The organism is Micromonospora radicis (assembly GCF_003583405.1).
In the GTDB taxonomy this organism is placed as follows: Bacteria; Actinomycetota; Actinomycetes; order Mycobacteriales; family Micromonosporaceae; genus Micromonospora; species Micromonospora radicis.
This window is the reverse complement of record NZ_QXEC01000016.1, coordinates 32,076-50,278: the sequence shown is the minus strand read 5'-3', so window position 1 is coordinate 50,278 and position 18,203 is coordinate 32,076. Positions and strand designations below refer to the sequence as shown.

Below are 18,203 nucleotides of genomic sequence, written 5' to 3'. Positions count from 1 at the left end.
CGCCGTGGGCTCAACGTCCGTCACGGCCCTACTACGACGGCACACCCGCGGACTCAACGTCCGTCACGGCCCTACTACGACGGCACACCCGTGGGCTCAACGTCCGTGAGGGAAGCATGGGGCGTGGCCCAGTTCGTAGGCAGTGAGCTGCACCAGGGACGCGAGCACAGCCACGTCCCACCCGGCAAAGATCACGCTCGATCCAGGTTCGAGTGGTCACGATTGCTCGTGGAAGCCACTCGATCCTGGATCGAGTGGGTGTCTTCTCGGCCGCCGCCCGGGTGGGACGCCTCCCGGAACCAGCGGACCGAGTGGCCAACGTGCCCAACGGCGCAACGTGCCCAACGGCGCAACGTGCCCAACGGCGCAACGTGCCCAACGGCGCAACGTGCCCAACGGCGCAACGTGCCCAACGGCGCAACGTGCCCAACGGCGCAACGTGCCCAACGGCGCAACGTGTCGAACAGACGGCACACCCAACAGACGGCACGCCCAACAGACGGCACGCCGAACGGGGCAACGTGCCGAACCGGCTGGCATGCCGGAAGAGGCGAGGCGGCGTGGCGATCCGTTCCCGCTATCAGCTCGACAGGCTCTGTTCGTGACCAACCAGGTCTCGGCTCCAGCCTTACCTGGCCCCGGGCGCCCGGCCGCGGCCGCCCTCACGCCCCGACGACTGCGGGCGGACGGCCGATGGGCGACGCGCGTACGACAGGGGTGGAACTGGGGCCGGGCGGGCGAATCCTCGGTGAGGTCGGCGGGGACGCTCGGGTAATGGCGCGCTGTGGTCTGGCCGACGTCGGCGGGCTCGGCCGACGTCGGTCCGGCCGGCTGGGGTTACGGTGGCAGCGTGGCGCTCTCGCTGGCGATCTCGCCCTGCCCCAACGACACGTTCGTCTTCCACGCCCTCGTGCACGGGCAGGTGCCCGGGGCACCGCCGGTCGAGGTGACGTACGCCGATGTCGACGTCACCAACACGGCCGCCGAGCGCGGGGCGTTCGACCTGGTGAAGGTGAGTTACGCGGCGCTGCCGTGGCTGTCGGCGGACTACCACCTGCTGCCCTGCGGCGGGGCGCTGGGACGCGGCTGCGGGCCGCTGGTGCTGACCCGGTCGGATCGGGACGGCGGGCCGGACCGTATCGACCTGAGCGGGGCGACCGTGGCGGTGCCCGGCGACCGCACCACGGCATACCTGCTGTTCCGGCTCTGGGCCGCCGGGCGGACACCGGAGCGCATCGAGGTGGTGCCGTTCCAGGAGATCATGCCGGGCGTCGCCGCCGGACGGTACGACGCCGGGCTGGTGATCCACGAAGCCCGGTTCACCTATCCGCGGCACGGGCTGACCGCCCTGGTCGACCTGGGCGAGTGGTGGGAGGGTGACACCGGGCTACCGATCCCGCTCGGTGCCATCCTGGCCCGGCGCGGCGTGGTCGACCCGCAGCAGGCCGCCGGGTGGATCCGGGAGTCGGTCCGGCGGGCCTGGGCCGACCCGGCGGCCAGTCGGGCGTACGTGCTGGCGCACGCCCAGGAGATGGAGCCCGACGTGGTGGACCGGCACATCGGCCTCTACGTCAACGAGTTCACCGCCGACCTGGGAGAGGCCGGCTTCGCCGCCGTGGAGGCGCTGCTCGGCCGGGCCGCCGACGCCGGGCTCGTGCCTCAGACCTCCAGCTCGCGGGCGACCGCGTGGACCAGCTGAGCGACCTTCTGCGCGGTCTTGCGGTCCGGGAAGCGGCCCCGGCGCAGATCGGGCTGCACCTTCGCCTCCAGCACCTTGATCATGTCTTCGACCAGACCGTGCAGTTCCTCGGCCGGCCGGCGACGCAGCTCCGCCACGGACGGCGGGGCGTCGAGCAGCTTCACGCCCATCGCCTGCGTACCGCGCCGGCTGTCGACCACACTGAAGTCGATGCGCTGGCCGCCCTTCAGGTCGGTGACACCCGCCGGTAGCGCGGCCTTCGGCAGGAACACGTCGCCACCCTCGTCACTGGTGACGAACCCGTATCCCTTGGCCGCGTCGTACCACTTCACTCGACCCGTAGGCACCTGAGAACCCCTGCTTCACTTGAGACGTCTACTGCGTCAAGGCTAGCCGGATCATGCCGTCGAGCGCCGCCGGGAATCCGGTGAGGTCGGCAAGCACCACCGCCGCCCCTGCCGCCCGCAGGTCGTCGACCGAACATGGCCCGGTGGCCACCGCGATCCCGGGCACTGCGGCGGCCTGGGCGGCCACCATGTCCGCCACGTGATCGCCGACATAGTACGTGGCGCCGTGCGCCCGCAGCGCCGTCGCCTTCTCCTCGGCGAACAGGTCGCCGGCCAACTCGTCCACGGTCAGGCCGAGGTGGTCCAGGTGCAGCTTGGCCAGCCGGCCGAGCTTCGACGTGACCACGACCACCCGGCCGCCCCGCTCGCGTACCGCGTCCAGGGCCGCCCGGGCGCCGGGCAGCGGGATCGACGGGGTGATCGCGTACGCCGGGTAGAGCTCGCGGTAGACGGTGACCGCCTCCTCGACCTGCTCGGGCGGGAACCAGCGGGCGATCTCGGTACGCAGCGGCGGGCCGAGCCGGGACACCGCCGCCTCGGCGTCGACGGGTACGCCCGTCCGCTCGGTCAGCGCGCGGTAGGCCGCGGCGATGCCGGGGCGCGAGTCGACCAGTGTCATGTCGAGGTCGAAACCGACCGTCAGTGGGGGCATCCCGGCACGCTACCCGGTCGGCTCGGACCAGCCCGGTCGTCCGATGGGCGAAGGCGGGGCAGGCCGGGCTAGCGTGGAACGACGATGAGCACCTCACTCGCCGACCAGCTGCGGTCCCTGCCCGACGAGTCCCTGGCCGCGCTGCTCCAGCTGCGGCCCGACCTCGTCGTACCGGTACCCACCGACGTCGCCGCCCTCGCCATCCGGGCGCAGTCCCGGGTGTCGGTGTCCCGTGCCCTCGACGGGCTGGACCAGTTCACCCTCCAGATCATGGACGCCGCCCGGTTGACGCGGGACCCGGCCGACGGCACCACCTCGGTCGACGGGGTGCTCGCGCTGGCCACCGCCGGCCCGCACCCGCCCGCGCCGACCTCGGTCCGCGCCGCCGTCGACCGGCTGCGCGCCCGGTTCCTGCTGTACGGCCCCGACCACCGGTTGCAGCTGGTCGGCGGCGTCGACGAGATCTCCCCGTACCCGGCCGGGCTGGGCCGACCGGCGGCGGAGCTGGACCCGCGCACGGCGGCGCTCTGCGCGGACCCGGCGAAGCTGCGGCGGACCCTGCTGGCCGCGCCCCCGTCGGCGCGGGCGATCCTGGACCGGCTGGCCGCCGGGCCACCGGTGGGCAGTGTGCCGCCCGGCGCGTTGCGGGCCCCGGCCACCGGCGCCGACGACGAGTTGCCGCCGGACGAGACCAACGGCGGGGCGCCGACCGGTTCCCCGGTCCGCTGGCTGGTCGACCACCGGCTGCTGGTGCGGGTGGCCGGCGGCAAGGGCGGCAGCAGCGGGATGGTCGAGCTGCCTCGGGAGATCGGGTTGCTGCTGCGCCGCGACACCGGGCCGCTGGGCCCGCTGAGCGCGAGTCCCCCGGCGGTGACCAGCACCCCGCGCGAGCCGAAGGCCGTCGACTCCGCCGGGGCCGGGCAGACCATGGAGGTGGTCCGCCACACCGAGGCGCTGCTGGAACAGTTGGCCGCCGAACCGGCGCCGGTGTTGCGGTCGGGTGGGCTCGGCGTGCGCGATCTGCGCCGGTTGGCCCGGTTCACCGGGCTGGACGAGCCGACGGCGGCACTGCTGCTGGAGGTGGCGTACGCGGCCGGTCTGACCGGTGAGGTCGAGTTGCCCGGCAGCACCGGCCGGTACGGCGCGGACCAGCAGGTGCTGCCCACCGGCGGGTACGAGTTGTGGCGGGCCGGTTCGCTGGCGCAGCGTTGGGAGCAGTTGGCCCGGGCGTGGCTGACCATGACCCGCCAGGTCGGGCTGGTCGGTCAACGCGACGACCGGGACCGGCCGATCACGGTGCTCTCCGCCGAGGCGGAACGGGCCGGCGCGCCGGCCGCCCGGCGGGCGGTGCTGGCGGTGCTGGCCGAGCTGGAACCGGCGGCCGCACCGACCGCCGAGGAGGTGCTGGCGCTGCTCGACTGGCAGGCGCCGCGGCGCAGCCGGGGCCGGGAGACGGCGCACCGGGAGGTGCTCGCCGAGGCGGCCACGCTGGGCGTGACGGGGTTGGGCGCGCTCACCTCGTACGGGCGGCTGCTGCTGGTGGAGGCGACCACCACCGAGGACCGGGACAACGACGACCCCCTGGGGGTACGCGCCGACGGTGCCGGCGGCACGGCCGTGCGGGCGTTGGACGCGCTGCTGCCCGCCCCGGTGGATCACTTCCTGCTACAGGCCGACCTGACCGTGGTGGTCCCGGGGCCCCCGGAGCCGGCGCTCGCCGCCGAACTGGACGTGGTCGCCGAGCCCGAGTCGGCCGGTGGGGCGAGCGTGTACCGGGTCACCGCCCTCAGCGTGCGGCGGGCGTTGGATGCTGGCTACTCCGCCGACGACCTGCACGGGCTGTTCCGCCGCCGGTCCCGTACCCCGGTGCCGCAGGGGCTGACGTACGTGATCGACGACGTGGCTCGCAAGCACGGCGGGCTGCGGGTCGGCTCGGCCGGGGCGTACCTGCGCAGCGACGACGAGGCGCTGTTGGCCGAGTTGCTGGCCGACCGGCGGGTCGAGGAGCTGGCGTTGCGGCGGCTCGCGCCGACGGTGCTGGTCACTCCGTACCAGACGGGCCGGCTGCTGGCTGTGTTGCGGGAAGCCGGGTACGTGCCGGTGGCCGAGGACGCCACCGGCACGGCGGTACTCACCCGCGCGAAGGTCCGGCGGGCGCCGGCCCGGGTGTCGGCGGCCACCCGGACGATCGACCCGCTCACCGCCCCGCGGCTGCCGCTGCCCCGCCTGCTCGGGGTGGTGGAGCAGATCCGCCGGGGCGACGCGGCGGCGCGGGCGGCCCGGCGGGCACCGGCGGCGGTCCGCGGTGCGGCACCGGCCGGCCCGGTGGCGGTGCCCAGTCACAGCGACGCCCTGGCCGTGCTGCAACAGGCGGTACGCGACAAGGCGCTGGTCTGGGTCGGCTACGTCGACGCGCACGGGGCGACCGCGTCCCGGCTGGTCCGGCCGGTCTCGCTGGGCGCCGGATACCTACGTGCCGAGGACGAGCGCACCGAGATGCTGCACACCTTCGCGCTGCACCGGATCACCGCGGCGGTGTTGGAGAAGTGACGTTCAGCGTCGGCTGCGCCGCACCGATCCGATGATCGCCACGATCAGCAGCAGGGCGAAACCGGTGCCGGCGGCTTCGCCGACCGAGTCGATGAAGCCCTGTTGGAGCACGAGCCAGCCGAAGAGGAACCAGCCGAAGAGGAGTGCCCCGACGACCGCGTAGGCCACCACTGTCGCGGTGGAAACCGGCTCGGCCTCGTCACGGTCGGGGATCACTTCCTGGTCGACGGTCATGCGCCCTCCCCCCGTACGGTCCGGCCCTTGGTTCCAGGGTGACACTCCGGACGGCAACCGACCAGCATCATCGCCCACCGATCCAGGCGCAGGCTGGTACCCGGAGGGCTGGGGCCGCGAAACACGAGGGGGAAACCGGGTGGGTCGGCCCGGGCGCACCGCTCGCCCCCGTTGGCGGTCCACGGCGACGGGAAGGGCCCCCGCTTCCTGGCCCGGCTGACCGTGGATCGAACGCGCACGCACCGCGCCGACCGGGGAGGCGGGCGCCCGGACCGGCCGGATGAATCGTCTCCCCACTAACTAGACGTTCTCAGGTAGGGAGTTGGTTGCGCGGGGTGAGCGGGTTCGTTGCGGCGGGCCGGGCGTGCAACACTGGATGGTCGCCCAGCGGCAGGTCAGACGCCTGTCCCGGCGGCCGGATCAACCGTACGGAGGAGGAGGTTCGGCGTGACTGGTGGACCCCTGATCGTGCAGTCGGACAAGACGCTGCTGTTGGAGATCGACCACCCCGACGCGCAGGCCTGCCGGATGGCCATCGCACCCTTCGCCGAGTTGGAGCGCTCGCCCGAGCACGTGCACACCTACCGGTTGACCCCGCTCGGTCTGTGGAACGCCCGCGCCGCCGGTCACGACGCGGAGGGGGTGGTCGACGCGCTGATCAAGTACTCCCGGTACCCGGTGCCGCACGCCCTGCTGGTGGACGTGGCCGAGACCATGGACCGGTACGGCCGGCTGCAACTCGCCAACGACCCGGCGAACGGCCTGGTGCTGCGCGCCCTGGACCGGGTGGTGCTCGTCGAGGTGGCGAAGAGCAAGAAACTCGCCGGGATGCTCGGCGCGAAGCTCGACGACGACACCATCGCGGTGCACCCGTCGGAGCGGGGGCGGCTCAAGCAGGCGTTGCTGAAGCTCGGCTGGCCGGCGGAGGATCTGGCCGGCTACGTCGACGGCGAGGCGCACCCGATCGAGCTGGCGCAGGCCGGCAGGGACGGCGGCAAGCCGTGGACGCTGCGGTCGTACCAGCGGGAGGCCGTCGAGGCGTTCTGGGCCGGCGGCTCGGGTGTGGTGGTGCTGCCCTGCGGCGCCGGTAAGACCCTGGTAGGCGCGGCGGCGATGGCCGAGGCGAAGGCCACCACGCTGATCCTGGTCACCAACACGGTCGCCGGTCGGCAGTGGAAGCGCGAGCTGATCGCCCGCACCTCGCTGACCGAGGAGGAGATCGGCGAGTACTCAGGCGAGCGCAAGGAGATCCGGCCGGTCACCATCGCCACGTACCAGGTGCTCACCTCGCGGCGCGGCGGCGCGTTCACTCACCTGGACCTGTTCGGCGCCCGCGACTGGGGCCTGGTCGTCTACGACGAGGTGCACCTGCTGCCCGCACCGATCTTCCGCTTCACGGCGGACCTCCAGGCCCGCCGCCGGCTCGGGCTGACCGCCACCCTGGTCCGCGAGGACGGCCGGGAGGGCGACGTGTTCAGCCTGATCGGCCCGAAGCGGTACGACGCACCGTGGAAGGACATCGAGTCGCAGGGCTGGATCGCCCCGGCCCAGTGCACCGAGGTCCGGGTCACCCTGACCGACGCCGAGCGGATGTCGTACGCGACGGCGGAGGCCGAGGAGCGTTACCGGATGGCGGCCACCGCCCGCACCAAGCTGCCGGTGATTCGCGCCCTGGTCGACCGGCACCCGAACGAACAGACGCTGGTGATCGGCGCGTACATCGACCAGTTGCACCAGCTCGGTGAGTACCTGAACGCCCCGATCGTGCAGGGCTCGACCACGAACAAGGAACGGGAACGGCTCTTCGACGCGTTCCGCTCCGGTGAGATCCGCACGCTGGTGATCTCCAAGGTCGGCAACTTCTCCATCGACCTGCCCGAAGCGGCGGTGGCGATCCAGGTGTCCGGCACCTTCGGCTCCCGGCAGGAGGAGGCGCAACGGCTGGGCCGGGTGCTCCGCCCGAAGGCCGACGGCCGGCAGGCGCACTTCTACACGGTGGTCTCCCGGGACACCATCGACACCGAGTACGCCGCCCACCGCCAGCGTTTCCTCGCCGAGCAGGGGTACGCGTACACCATCGTCGACGCCGACGACGTCCTCGGCCCCACCCTGCCCTCCTTCGACTGACCCCCCTTGATCAACTCCGTTACGGCGCGATGGTGGCTTCCTGCCGGCTCGGATACCGCCATCACGTCGTAACGGAGCGGTGCGGTCAGAGGATTCGGGTGACCTGCTCGGCGGCGGCCACGGTGTCCCGGTCGGCGGGGTCGAGGTCGGCGCAGAGCACCACCGTGGCGCCGGCCGACAGCGGGGCCAGCAGCCACTTCAACGGCTGGTCGTGCGCGGCGACGTCGACCAGCAGCCGGTCACCGACCCGCAGGTCGAGCTGGTCGGCGACGGCCCGCGCCACCCGACCCCACTCGTCGTAGGTGGTGCCGTCCGGGCTTGCCGGGGCGGTGGCGTGCAGGACCGGGCGGTCGGCCGGGGCGGCACCGTGCCGCAGCACCTCCACCGACCAGTCGAGCCAGCCGGCCGGCACGTCCACCAGCGGCTCCGGCCCGGTGCCGACGAGGTAGCGGTGCAACCCGTCGGGTACGTCCTCCAGCCAGTCGTCGAGCCGTTCCGGGGTGACCAGGACCGCGTCGTACGGTCGGTCGCCGCCGGGCTCCAGCACCGGCAGCCCGGCGGTGGCGCGTGGCCGGAACGAGACCTCCAGCCCCACCGCCCAGGCCCCCAAGAGCACGGCGGCGGTACGCCAGTGCGGCGGCAGCAGCACGGCCACCCGGCTGCCCGGCGTCAGCCCGCACCCGTCGCGCAGCAGGCCGGCCACCCGCGCCGACCACTCGCCCAGTTCGGCGGCGGTCAGCCGGTGGCGGTGCCCGGTGCGGTGGTCGAGATAGGTGATCAGCGGCTGGTCCCGCTCGGCGAGGCCGACGGCGGACAGCACGGGCAGCGCAGCAGACATACCGTACGTCCTACTCCTGTCACCCAGACCTGTCGAGTTCGACCCGCTGCTCACTCCGGTGGTCGACACGGTGTCCGCCCGTCGCGGGCTGCCGTAGGTTCCGAGATCCGCCGGCTCGACGGAGGCCGATCGGACAGCCCGGTCCGTGCGTCGGCGGTCCACACCCGGTGGTCCGCACCCGGTGGTCCGCACGGTGGGCCCTGTCGAGCTGAACCGTCTGTGCTCTCACGCGGGATCCGTGGTGGATCACTCTGATCCGTTGACGCCGTCAGCTCGACAGGCCCGACACCCACCAGACCCTCCGGACCACCCGCCCCGCCAACCCACCGGACCACCGGCCAACCCACCGGCCAACCCACCGACCCACCGGCCAACCCACCGGCCCACCGGCCGGACCACCGGACGGCCCACCGGCCGGACCACCGGACCGGCCCACCGGACCACCGGCCCCGGAGCGGAGGAAGAGCCGACCGAGTAGCTCAACCCGGCAGCTCGGGGCCGGGGTCGAGCAGGGGGGCGAGCAGGTCGCTGTGCTCCTCGACCCGGCTCAGCACCTCACCGGCGGTGTACGGCCGTGCCGACGGTCTCCGGCCGGCGGCGCCGTCGGCGACCTCGTCCCAGGTCAGCGGGGCGGAGACGGACGGTACGCGTTGGGCACGCAACGAGTACGGCGCCACCGTGGTCTTCGCCGCGTTGTTCTGGCTCCAGTCGATGAAGATCTTCCCGGGCCGCAGGTTCTTCGCCATCCGCGACACGATCAGCTTCGGATGCTGGTATTCCAGCTCCTGGGCGATCCGCCGGGCGTAGCCGGAGACGAAGTCGGAGTCCTGTCTACCGGAGATCGGGCAGCAGAGCTGCATGCCCTTCTTGCCGGAGGTCTTCGGATAGGCGTCGACACCGTCGGCGGCCAGCCGCTCGCGCAGCAGCAGCGCCACCTGGCAGCACTGCTCCAGCGTCGCCGGTGCGCCCGGGTCCAGGTCGATCACCATCAGGTCCGGGTGCTCGCCGATCTTCCACTGCGGCGTGTGCAGTTCCAGCGCGGCCAGGTTGGCCAGCCAGACGAGGGTGGGCAGGTCGTCGGCGACCACGTAGTCGATGGTCTCCCGGCCCTTGCTCGACCCGGGGACGGGCAGGTTCTCGGTGTGTACCCAGGACGGGGTGGCGGCCGGGGCGTTCTTCTCGAAGAACGAGTTGCCGTCCACTCCGTTCGGGTAGCGGATCCGGGTCAGCGCCCGGTCGGCCAGGTGCGGCAGCAGCACCGGCGCGATCCGGGTGTAGTAGTCGATCACCTCGCCCTTGGTGAAGCCGGCGCCCGGATAGAGCACCTTGTCCAGGTTGGACAGCTCCAGGGTGCGCCCCTCGACCTCGACCCGGAGCCGGTCAGCTTGCATCGTCGACCTCCTCGGCCGGTTTGTCGGGCCGCAGTCGCAGGATCCGGGGGAACCGCAGCCGCCCGTCGGGGGTGCGCTGGCCGTACTTCACCTCCACCACCACCTGAGGCGTTACCCAGATCGCGCCCCGGGCATCCTCCCGGGGCACCCCGGCGGCGAAGGGTGACCCCGACGTCCGCAGCGGTTCCAGCTCGCGCAGCAGTTCCCGTTCCAGGGCCGCGCCGATGCCACCGCCGACCCGGCCCCGGTAGGTCAGTAGCCCGCCGGCACCGGGCACCCCGACCAGCAGGCCGCCGATCTTCCGCGCACCGGGCCGCCAGCCGCCGACCACGAAGTCGCCGGTCACCTCCAGCTTGACCTTCACCCAGTCCGGCGAGCGCAGCCCGGGGCGGTAGGTCGAGTCGACCCGCTTGGCCATCACCCCTTCCAGGCCGTGCTCACCGGCAGCCTGGAAGGTGGCCGCGCCGTCGGCGAAGACCGGCGGCACCGCCCACCGCGCCGCGCCCAGGCCCAGCTCGTCGAGGGCTTCCCGGCGTCGGGCGTACGGCCACCCGGTCAGGTCCTCGCCGCGCAGCCGGAGCAGGTCGAAGATCATGTACGTGACCGGGACGGTCGCCGCCAGCCGGGCCGCCTTCGCCGGGTCCCGCACGTGCATCCGCTCGGCCAGGGCGGTGAACGACGGGCGACCGGCCTGGTCGAAGAGCACCACCTCGCCGTCCAGGAGCGCGTCGTCGACCTGCTCGGCGAGCGGGATCAGCTCCGGATAGGCGGTGGTGATCTCGACGCCGGAGCGGGCGTAGAGGTGTTGACGCCCGGCCCCGATGTCGGCCAGGGCGCGTACGCCGTCCCACTTGAACTCGTACGCCCAGCCGGCGCCGGCCGGGAGTTGCCCGGTCGTCGCGAGCATCGGCTTGAGCGGCGCGCCGGGCACGACCCGACTGTAGTACCAGGCCGAACACCTCGCGCCCGGTTCGCTTCGGTGCGAGCATGGTCGATACCGGGGAAGGGAGTGTGGGGGATGCGGGCGATCTGGAAGGGAGCCGTGTCGTTCGGTCTGGTCTCGATCGGGGTGAAGCTGTACTCGGCGACCGAGGAGAAGGACATCCGGTTCCACCAGGTGCACCGGTCCGACGGCGGACGGATCCGGTACAAGCGCACCTGCCAGGTCTGCGGCGAGGAGGTCAGCTACGACGACATCGCCAAGGGCTACGACATCGGTGGCGGGGAGATGGTCATCCTCACCGACTCCGACTTCAGCGACCTGCCGTTGAGCACCTCGCACGCGATCGACGTGCTGGAGTTCGTGCCGGCCGAGCAGGTCGACCCGATCCTGTACAACAAGGCGTACTTCCTCGAACCGGAGGGCACCGCGACCAAGCCGTACCTGCTGCTGCGGGACGCGCTGACCGACTCGGAGCGGGTGGCGATCGTCAAGGTGGCGTTGCGGCAGCGGGAGCAGCTGGCCACGCTGCGGGTCCGCGAGGGCGTACTGCTGTTGAACACGATGCTCTGGCCCGACGAGATCCGTAAACCGGACTTCGGCTTCCTCGACGAGGATCTGAAGGTCCGGCCGCCGGAACTGGCGATGGCCACCTCCCTGATCGACTCGATGGCCGGCGACTTCCACCCGGACGAGTTCACCGACGACTACCGGGCGGCCCTGCAGGAGGTCATCGACGCCAAGGTGGAGGGCCGTGAGGTGGTCCAGCCGGAGGAGGTGGAGGAGGCGCCGGCTGCCGCCGTGGACCTGATGGCGGCGCTGAAGGCGTCCGTGGAACGGGCGCGAGCGGCCCGGGGCGAGACGTCGGGTGGTGGGGCCGGCGAACCGACCCCGATCACCTCGGCGCGTTCGGCGCAGCAGAAGGCGGCCAAGGCCCCGGCGAAGAAGGCCGCGAAGAAGGCCGCGCCGAAGAAGGCCGAGGCCGCCAAGAAGACGACGGGTACGAAGAAGCCGACCCCCAAGGTGGCGGAGAAGAAGGCCGCCACCAAGAAGGCCGCCGAGAAGAAGGCGCCGCGCAAGACCGCCTGACGCCGACCGGCGGCCCGCTGGCGGGAGCCACCTGGCCGGCCACCGGGAGTTCTTCACCGAACCTTCTTCGACGTGTGGTTGTTCCAGAAGGGCAAGCCGACGTCCTGGTGATCCATCCGTTCCGTCCGCGGGGCCCGGTGCGTTTCCCGGGCCCCGCACCTGTCTCGGTGTTCCCAGGATTCCCATCGGTCACGATCGACCGTCGGCACTCGGTCGGTCACCAGGTACCGTGTGTCGGCGACGGCGTCCGTGGCCGGACGCATCCACCTCTGCGCAGGGAGTCGAGGACGTGAGCGAGCACGCGGGCGGGCAGGAGAGCAAGGCACGACGGCGACTGGCCGAACAGTTGGCCGAGCAGAAGGCGGCCGAGGCCAAACGCCGCCGGCAGGCCTGGGCCGGCGCGCTCGCCGCCGTCGCCGTGGCCGGGGTGCTGATCACCGTGTTCGTGATCGTCGGTCAGCGGAGCGACGGCCCCAGCGACGACCTGGCCAGCGCGCCGTCGGCCACCCCGACGCAGGGTGCGCCCCAGGACGCGCCGGGTGCGCCGCCCGCGCCGCAACTGCCGGAGGGCGCCGACCCGGCCCTGGGCAGCAAGCCGACCGTGACCAAGGGCGACGGCGAGCTGGCCAAGCTCACCGTCACCGAGCTGATCGAGGGCACCGGTCCGGAGGTCACGGCCGGCCAGGAGATCACCACCAACTACGTGGGCGTGTTCTACGAGAGCGGCGAGGAGTTCGACTCCTCGTGGGAGCGGGGCCAGCCGGCCAGCTTCCCGATCGGGGTCGGCCAGGTCATCGAGGGCTGGGACAAGGGTCTGGTCGGGGTGACCGTGGGCAGCCGGGTGCAGCTCGACATCCCGGCGGAGCAGGCGTACGGCGACGGCGCCGGTGGCCGCCCGGGCGGCCCGCTGCGCTTCGTGGTCGACATCCTCGCCGCCCAGTGACCTGAGGTCCATAGCGAAGCTGGAGGTACGGGTGCCGGCGCTGGACGACCCCGGGCAGGTCGCCCGGCTGTTCTGGACCTGCTACGAGCCGGTACACGCCGTCACCTACTTCCACCCGCGCGCCCGAGCCGCGTACGAGGCGGCCGGGCTGCGCGGGTACTGGCGGGGCTACTTCGCGGGCCGGGCCGCACCGCTCGGGCCGGTCGGCCCCGCACCGGTACTCGCCGCCTTCTTCACCTTCGCCCCGCACATGGTGAGCCGGGCGCTGCCCGCGGTCTGGCAGTTGGCCGGTCCCGAGCAGGCGTTGCGGGCCCGGCTGACCGGTGCGGTGCAGGGGCTCGCCGAGCTGACGTACGAGCTGCCCGAGCGACACCTGGCGGAGGCCGCGGAACTGATCGAGGCCGCCGCGGGGGCGGTCGGCGTCGCCTACGGCAGGGTGCTCGGCGCGGCCAACGCCGCCCTGCCGCGCGGCGACTATCCACTCGCCCGGCTCTGGCAGTCCGCGACCACGTTGCGCGAGCATCGCGGCGACGGGCACGTGGCGGCGCTGGTCGCCGCCGATCTCGACCCGGTGGAGACGCTGGCCTGGCGGGTCGCGAGCGGCATGCCGGCGCAGAATCTCCTCGGCCGGGGCTGGTCGGAGCAGGAGTGGACGCGGGCCCGCGACCGGCTGGCCGCCCGTGGCTGGCTCACCACCCGCCCTCACCTGCCCGCTGCCGAGTCGCCCGGAACCCCTACCGAACACGGCCGAGCGGCCTTCCGGGCGATCGAGGAGACGACCGACAACGCCGCCGCCCGCCCCTGGCAGGCCCTCGCCCCCGAGTCCCGGCGCCGGCTGCACACCCTGCTCACTCCCGTCGCGCACGCCGCCCACCGCGTCATCCCCGCGGAGAACCCGATCGGCCTCCCCACCCCGCAGAGCTGATCAAGAAGTTCTGGTCCGGGCAGGCGTCCCTTCCCGACCAGAACTTCTTGATCACCTGGGGCTGCGCCGGGCGGCGAGTGCGGGAGGATGGGGGCGTGACGGTGGACGCGGTGGTATTCGACCTGGACGGCGTGATCGTGGACTCCGAGCCGGTCTGGGAGGAGGTGCGCCGGGCGTACGTGGCGACGCACGGCGGCAGCTGGCAGCCCGACACCCAGCGCCGGCTGATGGGGATGAGCACCGGCGAGTGGGCCCGGTACCTCAGTGGCGAGTTGGGCGTACGACGCAGCCCCGAGCAGGTCGCCGCCGAGGTGGTCGAGGAGATGTCCCGACGGTACGCGGCCCGGGTGCCGGTGATCGACGGGGCGGACCAGGTGGTGCGCCGGTTGGCGGCGCGGTGGCCGCTGGGGTTGGCCAGTTCGTCGCCGACCCGGCTGATCGCGGCGGCGCTGGCCGCGACGGACCTGACCGACGCGTTCCGTACCACGTTGTCGACCGAGGAGACCGAGCGCGGCAAGCCGGCACCGGACGTCTACCTGACCGTGGCGCGACACCTCGGGGTGGATCCGGGCCGTTGCGTGGCGGTGGAGGACTCCTCCAACGGGGTGCGCTCGGCGGCGGCCGCGGGAATGGCCGTGGTGGCGGTGCCGCACGGGTCGTACCCGCTGGATCCGGATGCGCGGCGGCTGACCGCGACGGTGTTGGGCTCGATCGAGGAGCTGACCCCGGAGGTCGTCGACCGGCTGATCTGAACCACCACCGCCCGACGGTCGCCCCGCCTACGGTCGGTGGCATGAAGACCATCGTGTACGAACGCAGCGGTGATCCCGGCGTGCTTCAGCTGGTCGACCGGCCGGTGCCGGAGCCGGGGCGGGGCGAGGTGCTGGTGCGGATCGCGCTCTCCGGCGTGAACCCGACGGACTGGAAGGCCCGCCGCCGGGGCGTGCTGCCGGCCGGCTGGCAGACGCCCGGCCAGGACGGCGCCGGGGTGGTGGAGGCGGTCGGCGAGGGGGTCGACCGGGAGCTGATCGGTGAGCGGGTGTGGCTCTGGGAGGCGGCCTGGCAGCGGCCGTGGGGCACCGCCGCCGAGTACACGGTGGTGCCGGTCCGCCAGGCGGTACGCCTCGGTGACGCCTCGTTCGAGTTGGGCGCGAGCCTCGGCATCCCGTTCCTGACCGCGCACCGTTGCCTGACCGCCGGGGAGTATCTGCCGGACAGCCTGCGTCCGGGCGCGTTGAGCGATCACACGGTGCTGGTGCAGGGCGGGGCCGGCGCGGTGGGCAACGCGGCGATCCAGCTCGCGGCGTGGGCCGACGCCTGCGTCATCGCGACGGTGAGCAGCGCGGAGAAGGCGCAGCTGGCCGCGGCGGCCGGGGCCTCCGTCGTGATCAACTACCGGGAACAGGACGTGGTCGAGGAGGTCCGCAAGGTCGCGCCCGACGGGGTGCACGGGATCGTCGAGGTCGCACCGGCCCGCAACGCCGCCACCGACGTACGGCTGTTGCATCCCGGCGGGGTGGTCTGCGTGTACGCCGACAACGGCGGCGACGAGGTGACGTTGCCGATCGGGCCGCTGCTGGCGCCGAACGCGCGCTGGCAGTTCGTGCTGGTGTACACGCTGCCGAAGGCGGCCAAGGCACAGGCGGTGGTGGACGTCGCGGCGGCGGCCGGCCAGGGCGGGATCCGGGTTGGTGAGGAGGCCGGCCTGCCGCTGCACCACTACCCGCTGGCGGCGACGGCCGCCGCGCATCAGGCGGTGGAGGACTCGGTGGTGGGCAAGGTGCTGGTCAGCGCCAGCGAATGACGCCGGGATTTCCCCAACGACGGGACAGAGGCGAACAAGTTTCGCAATACTGGCAATGCGGGTAACCCCCGCAAAAAAGGGCGGCCCCGGCGCGGTGCGAACGCCGGGGCCGCCCACCGGGAGAGAGGTCTACGCGAGCCCGCTATCCCTAACGGCGATGATGCGCCGGAAAACGTTACGGCGGGGCCGGTTCCCGCACATCCGGGCCGCCGACCCGTAGATTTGTCCGGGTGAGCATTTCCTGGGCTGATTCGTACGTCGGACAGCTGCGCGCGCTGGCCGGCGACCGGACGCTGATGTTCGTCGGTGCGCGAGCCGTGGTCCGTGACAACTCGGCACGGATCCTGTTGATCCGCCGCTCGGACAACGGCCAGTGGGCGATGCCGGCCGGGGCCATGGAGCTGGGCGAGTCGATCGCCGACTGCGCGGTACGCGAGGTACGCGAGGAGACCGGCCTGCGCGCCCTGCGGGTGAGCGCCTTCGCCCTCTACACCGGACCGGACCGCACCCACACCAACATGTACGGCCACACGTACCAGGTCTTCACCACCGCCTTCCGGGTGGAGGAGTGGGACGGGCACCTGGCCCGGGTCACCGACGAGACCATCGACGCCGGCTTCTTCCACCGCGAGGCGCTGCCCCAACCACTCTCGTCCGGTGTCCTGGAAACCCTCGCCGACCTGGACGTCTTCGAACAGACCAACCGCCTGATCCTGAAGTGACCGGCGGGCCGCCGGTCACAGCATGGTCTGCGACTTGGCCTCCATCTCGGCGGCCGCCTCCGGCTTCGACTCGTCGGCCAGTGGCTTGCCGCCCGGGGCGGGCCCCTTCCCGCCGAGCCCGTCGGTGCCGCCGGTCGCGCCCTGCGGCCCGGCGCCCCGCAGCTTCTCGTTCGGCAACGCCAGGGTGACCAGCAGCGCCACGATCGCGATCAGCCCGGTGGTCAGGAACACCAGGTGCAGCGACTCCACGAACGCCATCTGGACGGCGGCGCGTACCGGGGCGGGCAGCGCCAGGATGGTCGCCGGATCGTTGATCGCGACGCCCGCGCCACCGGAGGCTCCGGTGCCCGCCCGTTCCTCGGGTGTCAGCTGGGCGATCGCACCGGGCAGTCGGTCGGCCAGCTCGGCGCTGAGCCGGGCGGAGAGCACCGCGCCGAGGATGGCCACCCCGAAGGAGCCGCCGAGCGAGCGGAAGAAGGTCGCCGCGGAGGTGCCGGCGCCCAGGTCGCGCATGGTGACGGCGTTCTGCACGGCCAGGACCAGCGACTGCATGCACAGCCCCAGCCCCACGCCGATCACCACCATGAAACCGAACGCCACCCAGAGCGACGAGTCCACCTGCAACCGGGTGAAGAGCAGCATGCCGACCAGCAGGGTCGCCGCCCCGGCCACCGGGAACCACTTGTACCGGCCGATCCGGCTCATCGCCCGTCCGGTGAGCACCGAGGTGACGATGATGCCGGCCATCATCGGCAGCATCAGCAGACCGCTGCGGGTCGGCGAGGCACCCTTGACGATCTGCAGGTAGAGCGGGATGAAGATGATCGACCCGAACATCACCAGGCCGAGCACGAACCCGGCGGCGTTGGCCAGGGCGAAGGTGGCGCTGCGGAACAGCCGCAACGGCAGGATCGGCTCGGCGACCCGGGACTCCTGGAGCACGAAGAGCACCGCGAGCACCGCCCCGGCGGCGAACAGGCCGATGATCACACCGGAGCCCCAGGGATAGGTCTCGCCGCCCCAGCTCAGCGCCAGCAGCAGGCTGCTCACCCCGGCGACCAGCAGCATGGCGCCGAGCCAGTCGATCGAGTGCTCCCGGCGGGTGAACGGCACCAGCCGCATCACCCGTGAGCAGACCAGGATGGCGAGGACCGCCAGCGGCACGTTGATGTAGAAGATCCAACGCCAGTTGGTCTCCGCGAAGTACCCGCCGACCAGCGGTCCGGCGACCGAGGAGATGCCGAACACCGCGCCGAAGACGCCCTGGTATCGGCCGCGCTCCCGGGGCGAGACCACGTCCGAGATGATGGTGAAGGCCAAGGTGATCAGGCCGCCCGCACCGAGCCCCTGCACCCCACGGGTGATGATCAGCTGGGTCATGTCCTGGGAGAGCCCGGCCAGCAGCGAGCCGAGCAGGAACGTCCCGATGGAGAAGAGGAAGACCGGCCGGCGCCCGTACAGGTCGGCCATCTTGCCGTAGAGCGGCGTCGAGGCGGTGGACGCCAGCAGGTACGCCGTCACCACCCACGAGTAGTGGCTGATGCCGCCGAGTTCACCGACGATGGTCGGCAGCGCGGTCCCGACGATCGTCTGGTCGAGGGCGGCCAGCAGCATGCCGGTCATCAGGCCGAACATCAGCAGCCGGAGCTGCCGCTTGTTCAGCACCGGCGCCGAAGGGGCATCCGTGGTCATTGCGCCTACATTCCCGGACCACCGGAAACATGCCGTCCGGATGCGAGGAAAGGCCCCTTCCGGTACGCCTGGCGTACCGGAAGGGGCCCTGCTCGACCGCGACGGCCAACGGGTGCGCTCAGTGCCGGCCCTCGGCGAACTCTTCGACGATCTTGTCGCAGAACGCCGGCAGGCCGTCCGGCCTACGGCTGCTGACCAGCCCGTTGTCGGGGTCCGCGTCCGCGGCGCTCGCCTCCACCAGGTTTGACCC

16 protein-coding genes are annotated in these 18,203 nt (G+C 72.4%); 9 read left to right on the top strand and 7 right to left on the bottom strand.

Translation table 11 applies throughout. The annotated features are described in order from the left end of the window. Window positions 1-850 precede the first annotated feature (850 nt). Window positions 851-1,699, top strand: a complete 849-nt coding sequence (locus D2L64_RS17365) for a 1,4-dihydroxy-6-naphthoate synthase (RefSeq protein ID WP_119578009.1) — start codon at window positions 851-853, stop codon at window positions 1,697-1,699. On the opposite strand, the gene D2L64_RS17360 is transcribed toward D2L64_RS17365, so the two are convergent. Both D2L64_RS17360 and D2L64_RS17355 read right to left on the bottom strand, forming a co-directional pair. Next, window positions 1,660-2,046: a cold-shock protein gene (locus D2L64_RS17360; protein ID WP_119577830.1), complete on the bottom strand. Its 387-nt coding sequence runs from the start codon at window positions 2,044-2,046 to the stop codon at window positions 1,660-1,662. The two genes, D2L64_RS17365 and D2L64_RS17360, sit on opposite strands and share 40 nt — an antisense overlap. Window positions 2,047-2,074: 28 nt before the next feature. Beyond that, a complete protein-coding gene (locus tag D2L64_RS17355; RefSeq protein WP_119577828.1) occupies window positions 2,075-2,698 on the bottom strand; it encodes an HAD family hydrolase in 624 nt (207 codons plus the stop codon). 84 nt (window positions 2,699-2,782) lie between these two features. Between D2L64_RS17355 and D2L64_RS17350 the strand changes: the two genes are divergently transcribed. Next, window positions 2,783-5,248, top strand: a complete 2,466-nt coding sequence (locus D2L64_RS17350) for a helicase-associated domain-containing protein (protein ID WP_119577826.1) — start codon at window positions 2,783-2,785, stop codon at window positions 5,246-5,248. Window positions 5,249-5,251: 3 nt separating this feature from the next. On the opposite strand, the gene D2L64_RS17345 is transcribed toward D2L64_RS17350, so the two are convergent. Beyond that, the gene (locus D2L64_RS17345; RefSeq protein ID WP_119577824.1) at window positions 5,252-5,482 is read right to left on the bottom strand and encodes a hypothetical protein; all 231 of its coding nucleotides are present in this window, start codon (window positions 5,480-5,482) and stop codon (window positions 5,252-5,254) included. 447 nt (window positions 5,483-5,929) lie between these two features. Between D2L64_RS17345 and D2L64_RS17340 the strand changes: the two genes are divergently transcribed. Then, window positions 5,930-7,609 (top strand): DNA repair helicase XPB, encoded by a 1,680-nt coding sequence (locus D2L64_RS17340; protein ID WP_119577822.1) that lies wholly within the window; start codon window positions 5,930-5,932, stop codon window positions 7,607-7,609. A gap of 85 nt (window positions 7,610-7,694) precedes the next feature. Here the strand turns inward: D2L64_RS17340 and D2L64_RS17335 are convergent, their stop codons facing one another. The 3 genes from D2L64_RS17335 to ligD (D2L64_RS17325) form a co-directional block, all read right to left on the bottom strand. After that, the gene (locus D2L64_RS17335; protein ID WP_119577820.1) at window positions 7,695-8,447 is read right to left on the bottom strand and encodes a TIGR03089 family protein; all 753 of its coding nucleotides are present in this window, start codon (window positions 8,445-8,447) and stop codon (window positions 7,695-7,697) included. A 479-nt stretch (window positions 8,448-8,926) separates the two neighbouring features. Continuing rightward, complete coding sequence (gene ligD / locus D2L64_RS17330) at window positions 8,927-9,838, bottom strand: non-homologous end-joining DNA ligase (RefSeq protein WP_119577818.1); 912 nt, start codon at window positions 9,836-9,838, stop codon at window positions 8,927-8,929. Next, the gene (gene ligD / locus D2L64_RS17325) at window positions 9,828-10,769 is read right to left on the bottom strand and encodes a non-homologous end-joining DNA ligase (protein WP_119577816.1); all 942 of its coding nucleotides are present in this window, start codon (window positions 10,767-10,769) and stop codon (window positions 9,828-9,830) included. Before ligD (D2L64_RS17325) ends, ligD (D2L64_RS17330) begins: the two co-directional genes overlap by 11 nt. A gap of 87 nt (window positions 10,770-10,856) precedes the next feature. Between ligD (D2L64_RS17325) and ku the strand changes: the two genes are divergently transcribed. From ku to D2L64_RS17290, 6 genes are all read left to right on the top strand, one after another. Then, a complete protein-coding gene (gene ku / locus D2L64_RS17320; RefSeq protein WP_119577814.1) occupies window positions 10,857-11,867 on the top strand; it encodes a non-homologous end joining protein Ku in 1,011 nt (336 codons plus the stop codon). Between the two features lie 289 nt (window positions 11,868-12,156). Next, window positions 12,157-12,810, top strand: a complete 654-nt coding sequence (locus D2L64_RS17310) for an FKBP-type peptidyl-prolyl cis-trans isomerase (RefSeq protein ID WP_119577810.1) — start codon at window positions 12,157-12,159, stop codon at window positions 12,808-12,810. A gap of 40 nt (window positions 12,811-12,850) precedes the next feature. Next, window positions 12,851-13,735, top strand: coding sequence for an SCO6745 family protein (locus D2L64_RS17305; protein WP_199714594.1), 885 nt, complete (start codon window positions 12,851-12,853; stop codon window positions 13,733-13,735). Window positions 13,736-13,830: 95 nt separating this feature from the next. Next, on the top strand, window positions 13,831-14,487 hold the full coding sequence (locus tag D2L64_RS17300) for an HAD family hydrolase (protein ID WP_119577808.1): 657 nt from the start codon (window positions 13,831-13,833) through the stop codon (window positions 14,485-14,487). A gap of 41 nt (window positions 14,488-14,528) precedes the next feature. Then, window positions 14,529-15,539, top strand: a complete 1,011-nt coding sequence (locus D2L64_RS17295) for an NADPH:quinone reductase (RefSeq protein ID WP_119577806.1) — start codon at window positions 14,529-14,531, stop codon at window positions 15,537-15,539. 230 nt (window positions 15,540-15,769) lie between these two features. Then, entirely contained in the window at window positions 15,770-16,261 is a 492-nt protein-coding gene (locus D2L64_RS17290; protein WP_119577804.1) for an NUDIX domain-containing protein, read from the top strand. A gap of 15 nt (window positions 16,262-16,276) precedes the next feature. Here D2L64_RS17290 and D2L64_RS17285 read toward each other — a convergent pair whose 3' ends face one another. Further along, window positions 16,277-17,953 (bottom strand): MDR family MFS transporter, encoded by a 1,677-nt coding sequence (locus D2L64_RS17285; RefSeq protein ID WP_119577803.1) that lies wholly within the window; start codon window positions 17,951-17,953, stop codon window positions 16,277-16,279. Window positions 17,954-18,203 lie beyond the last annotated feature (250 nt).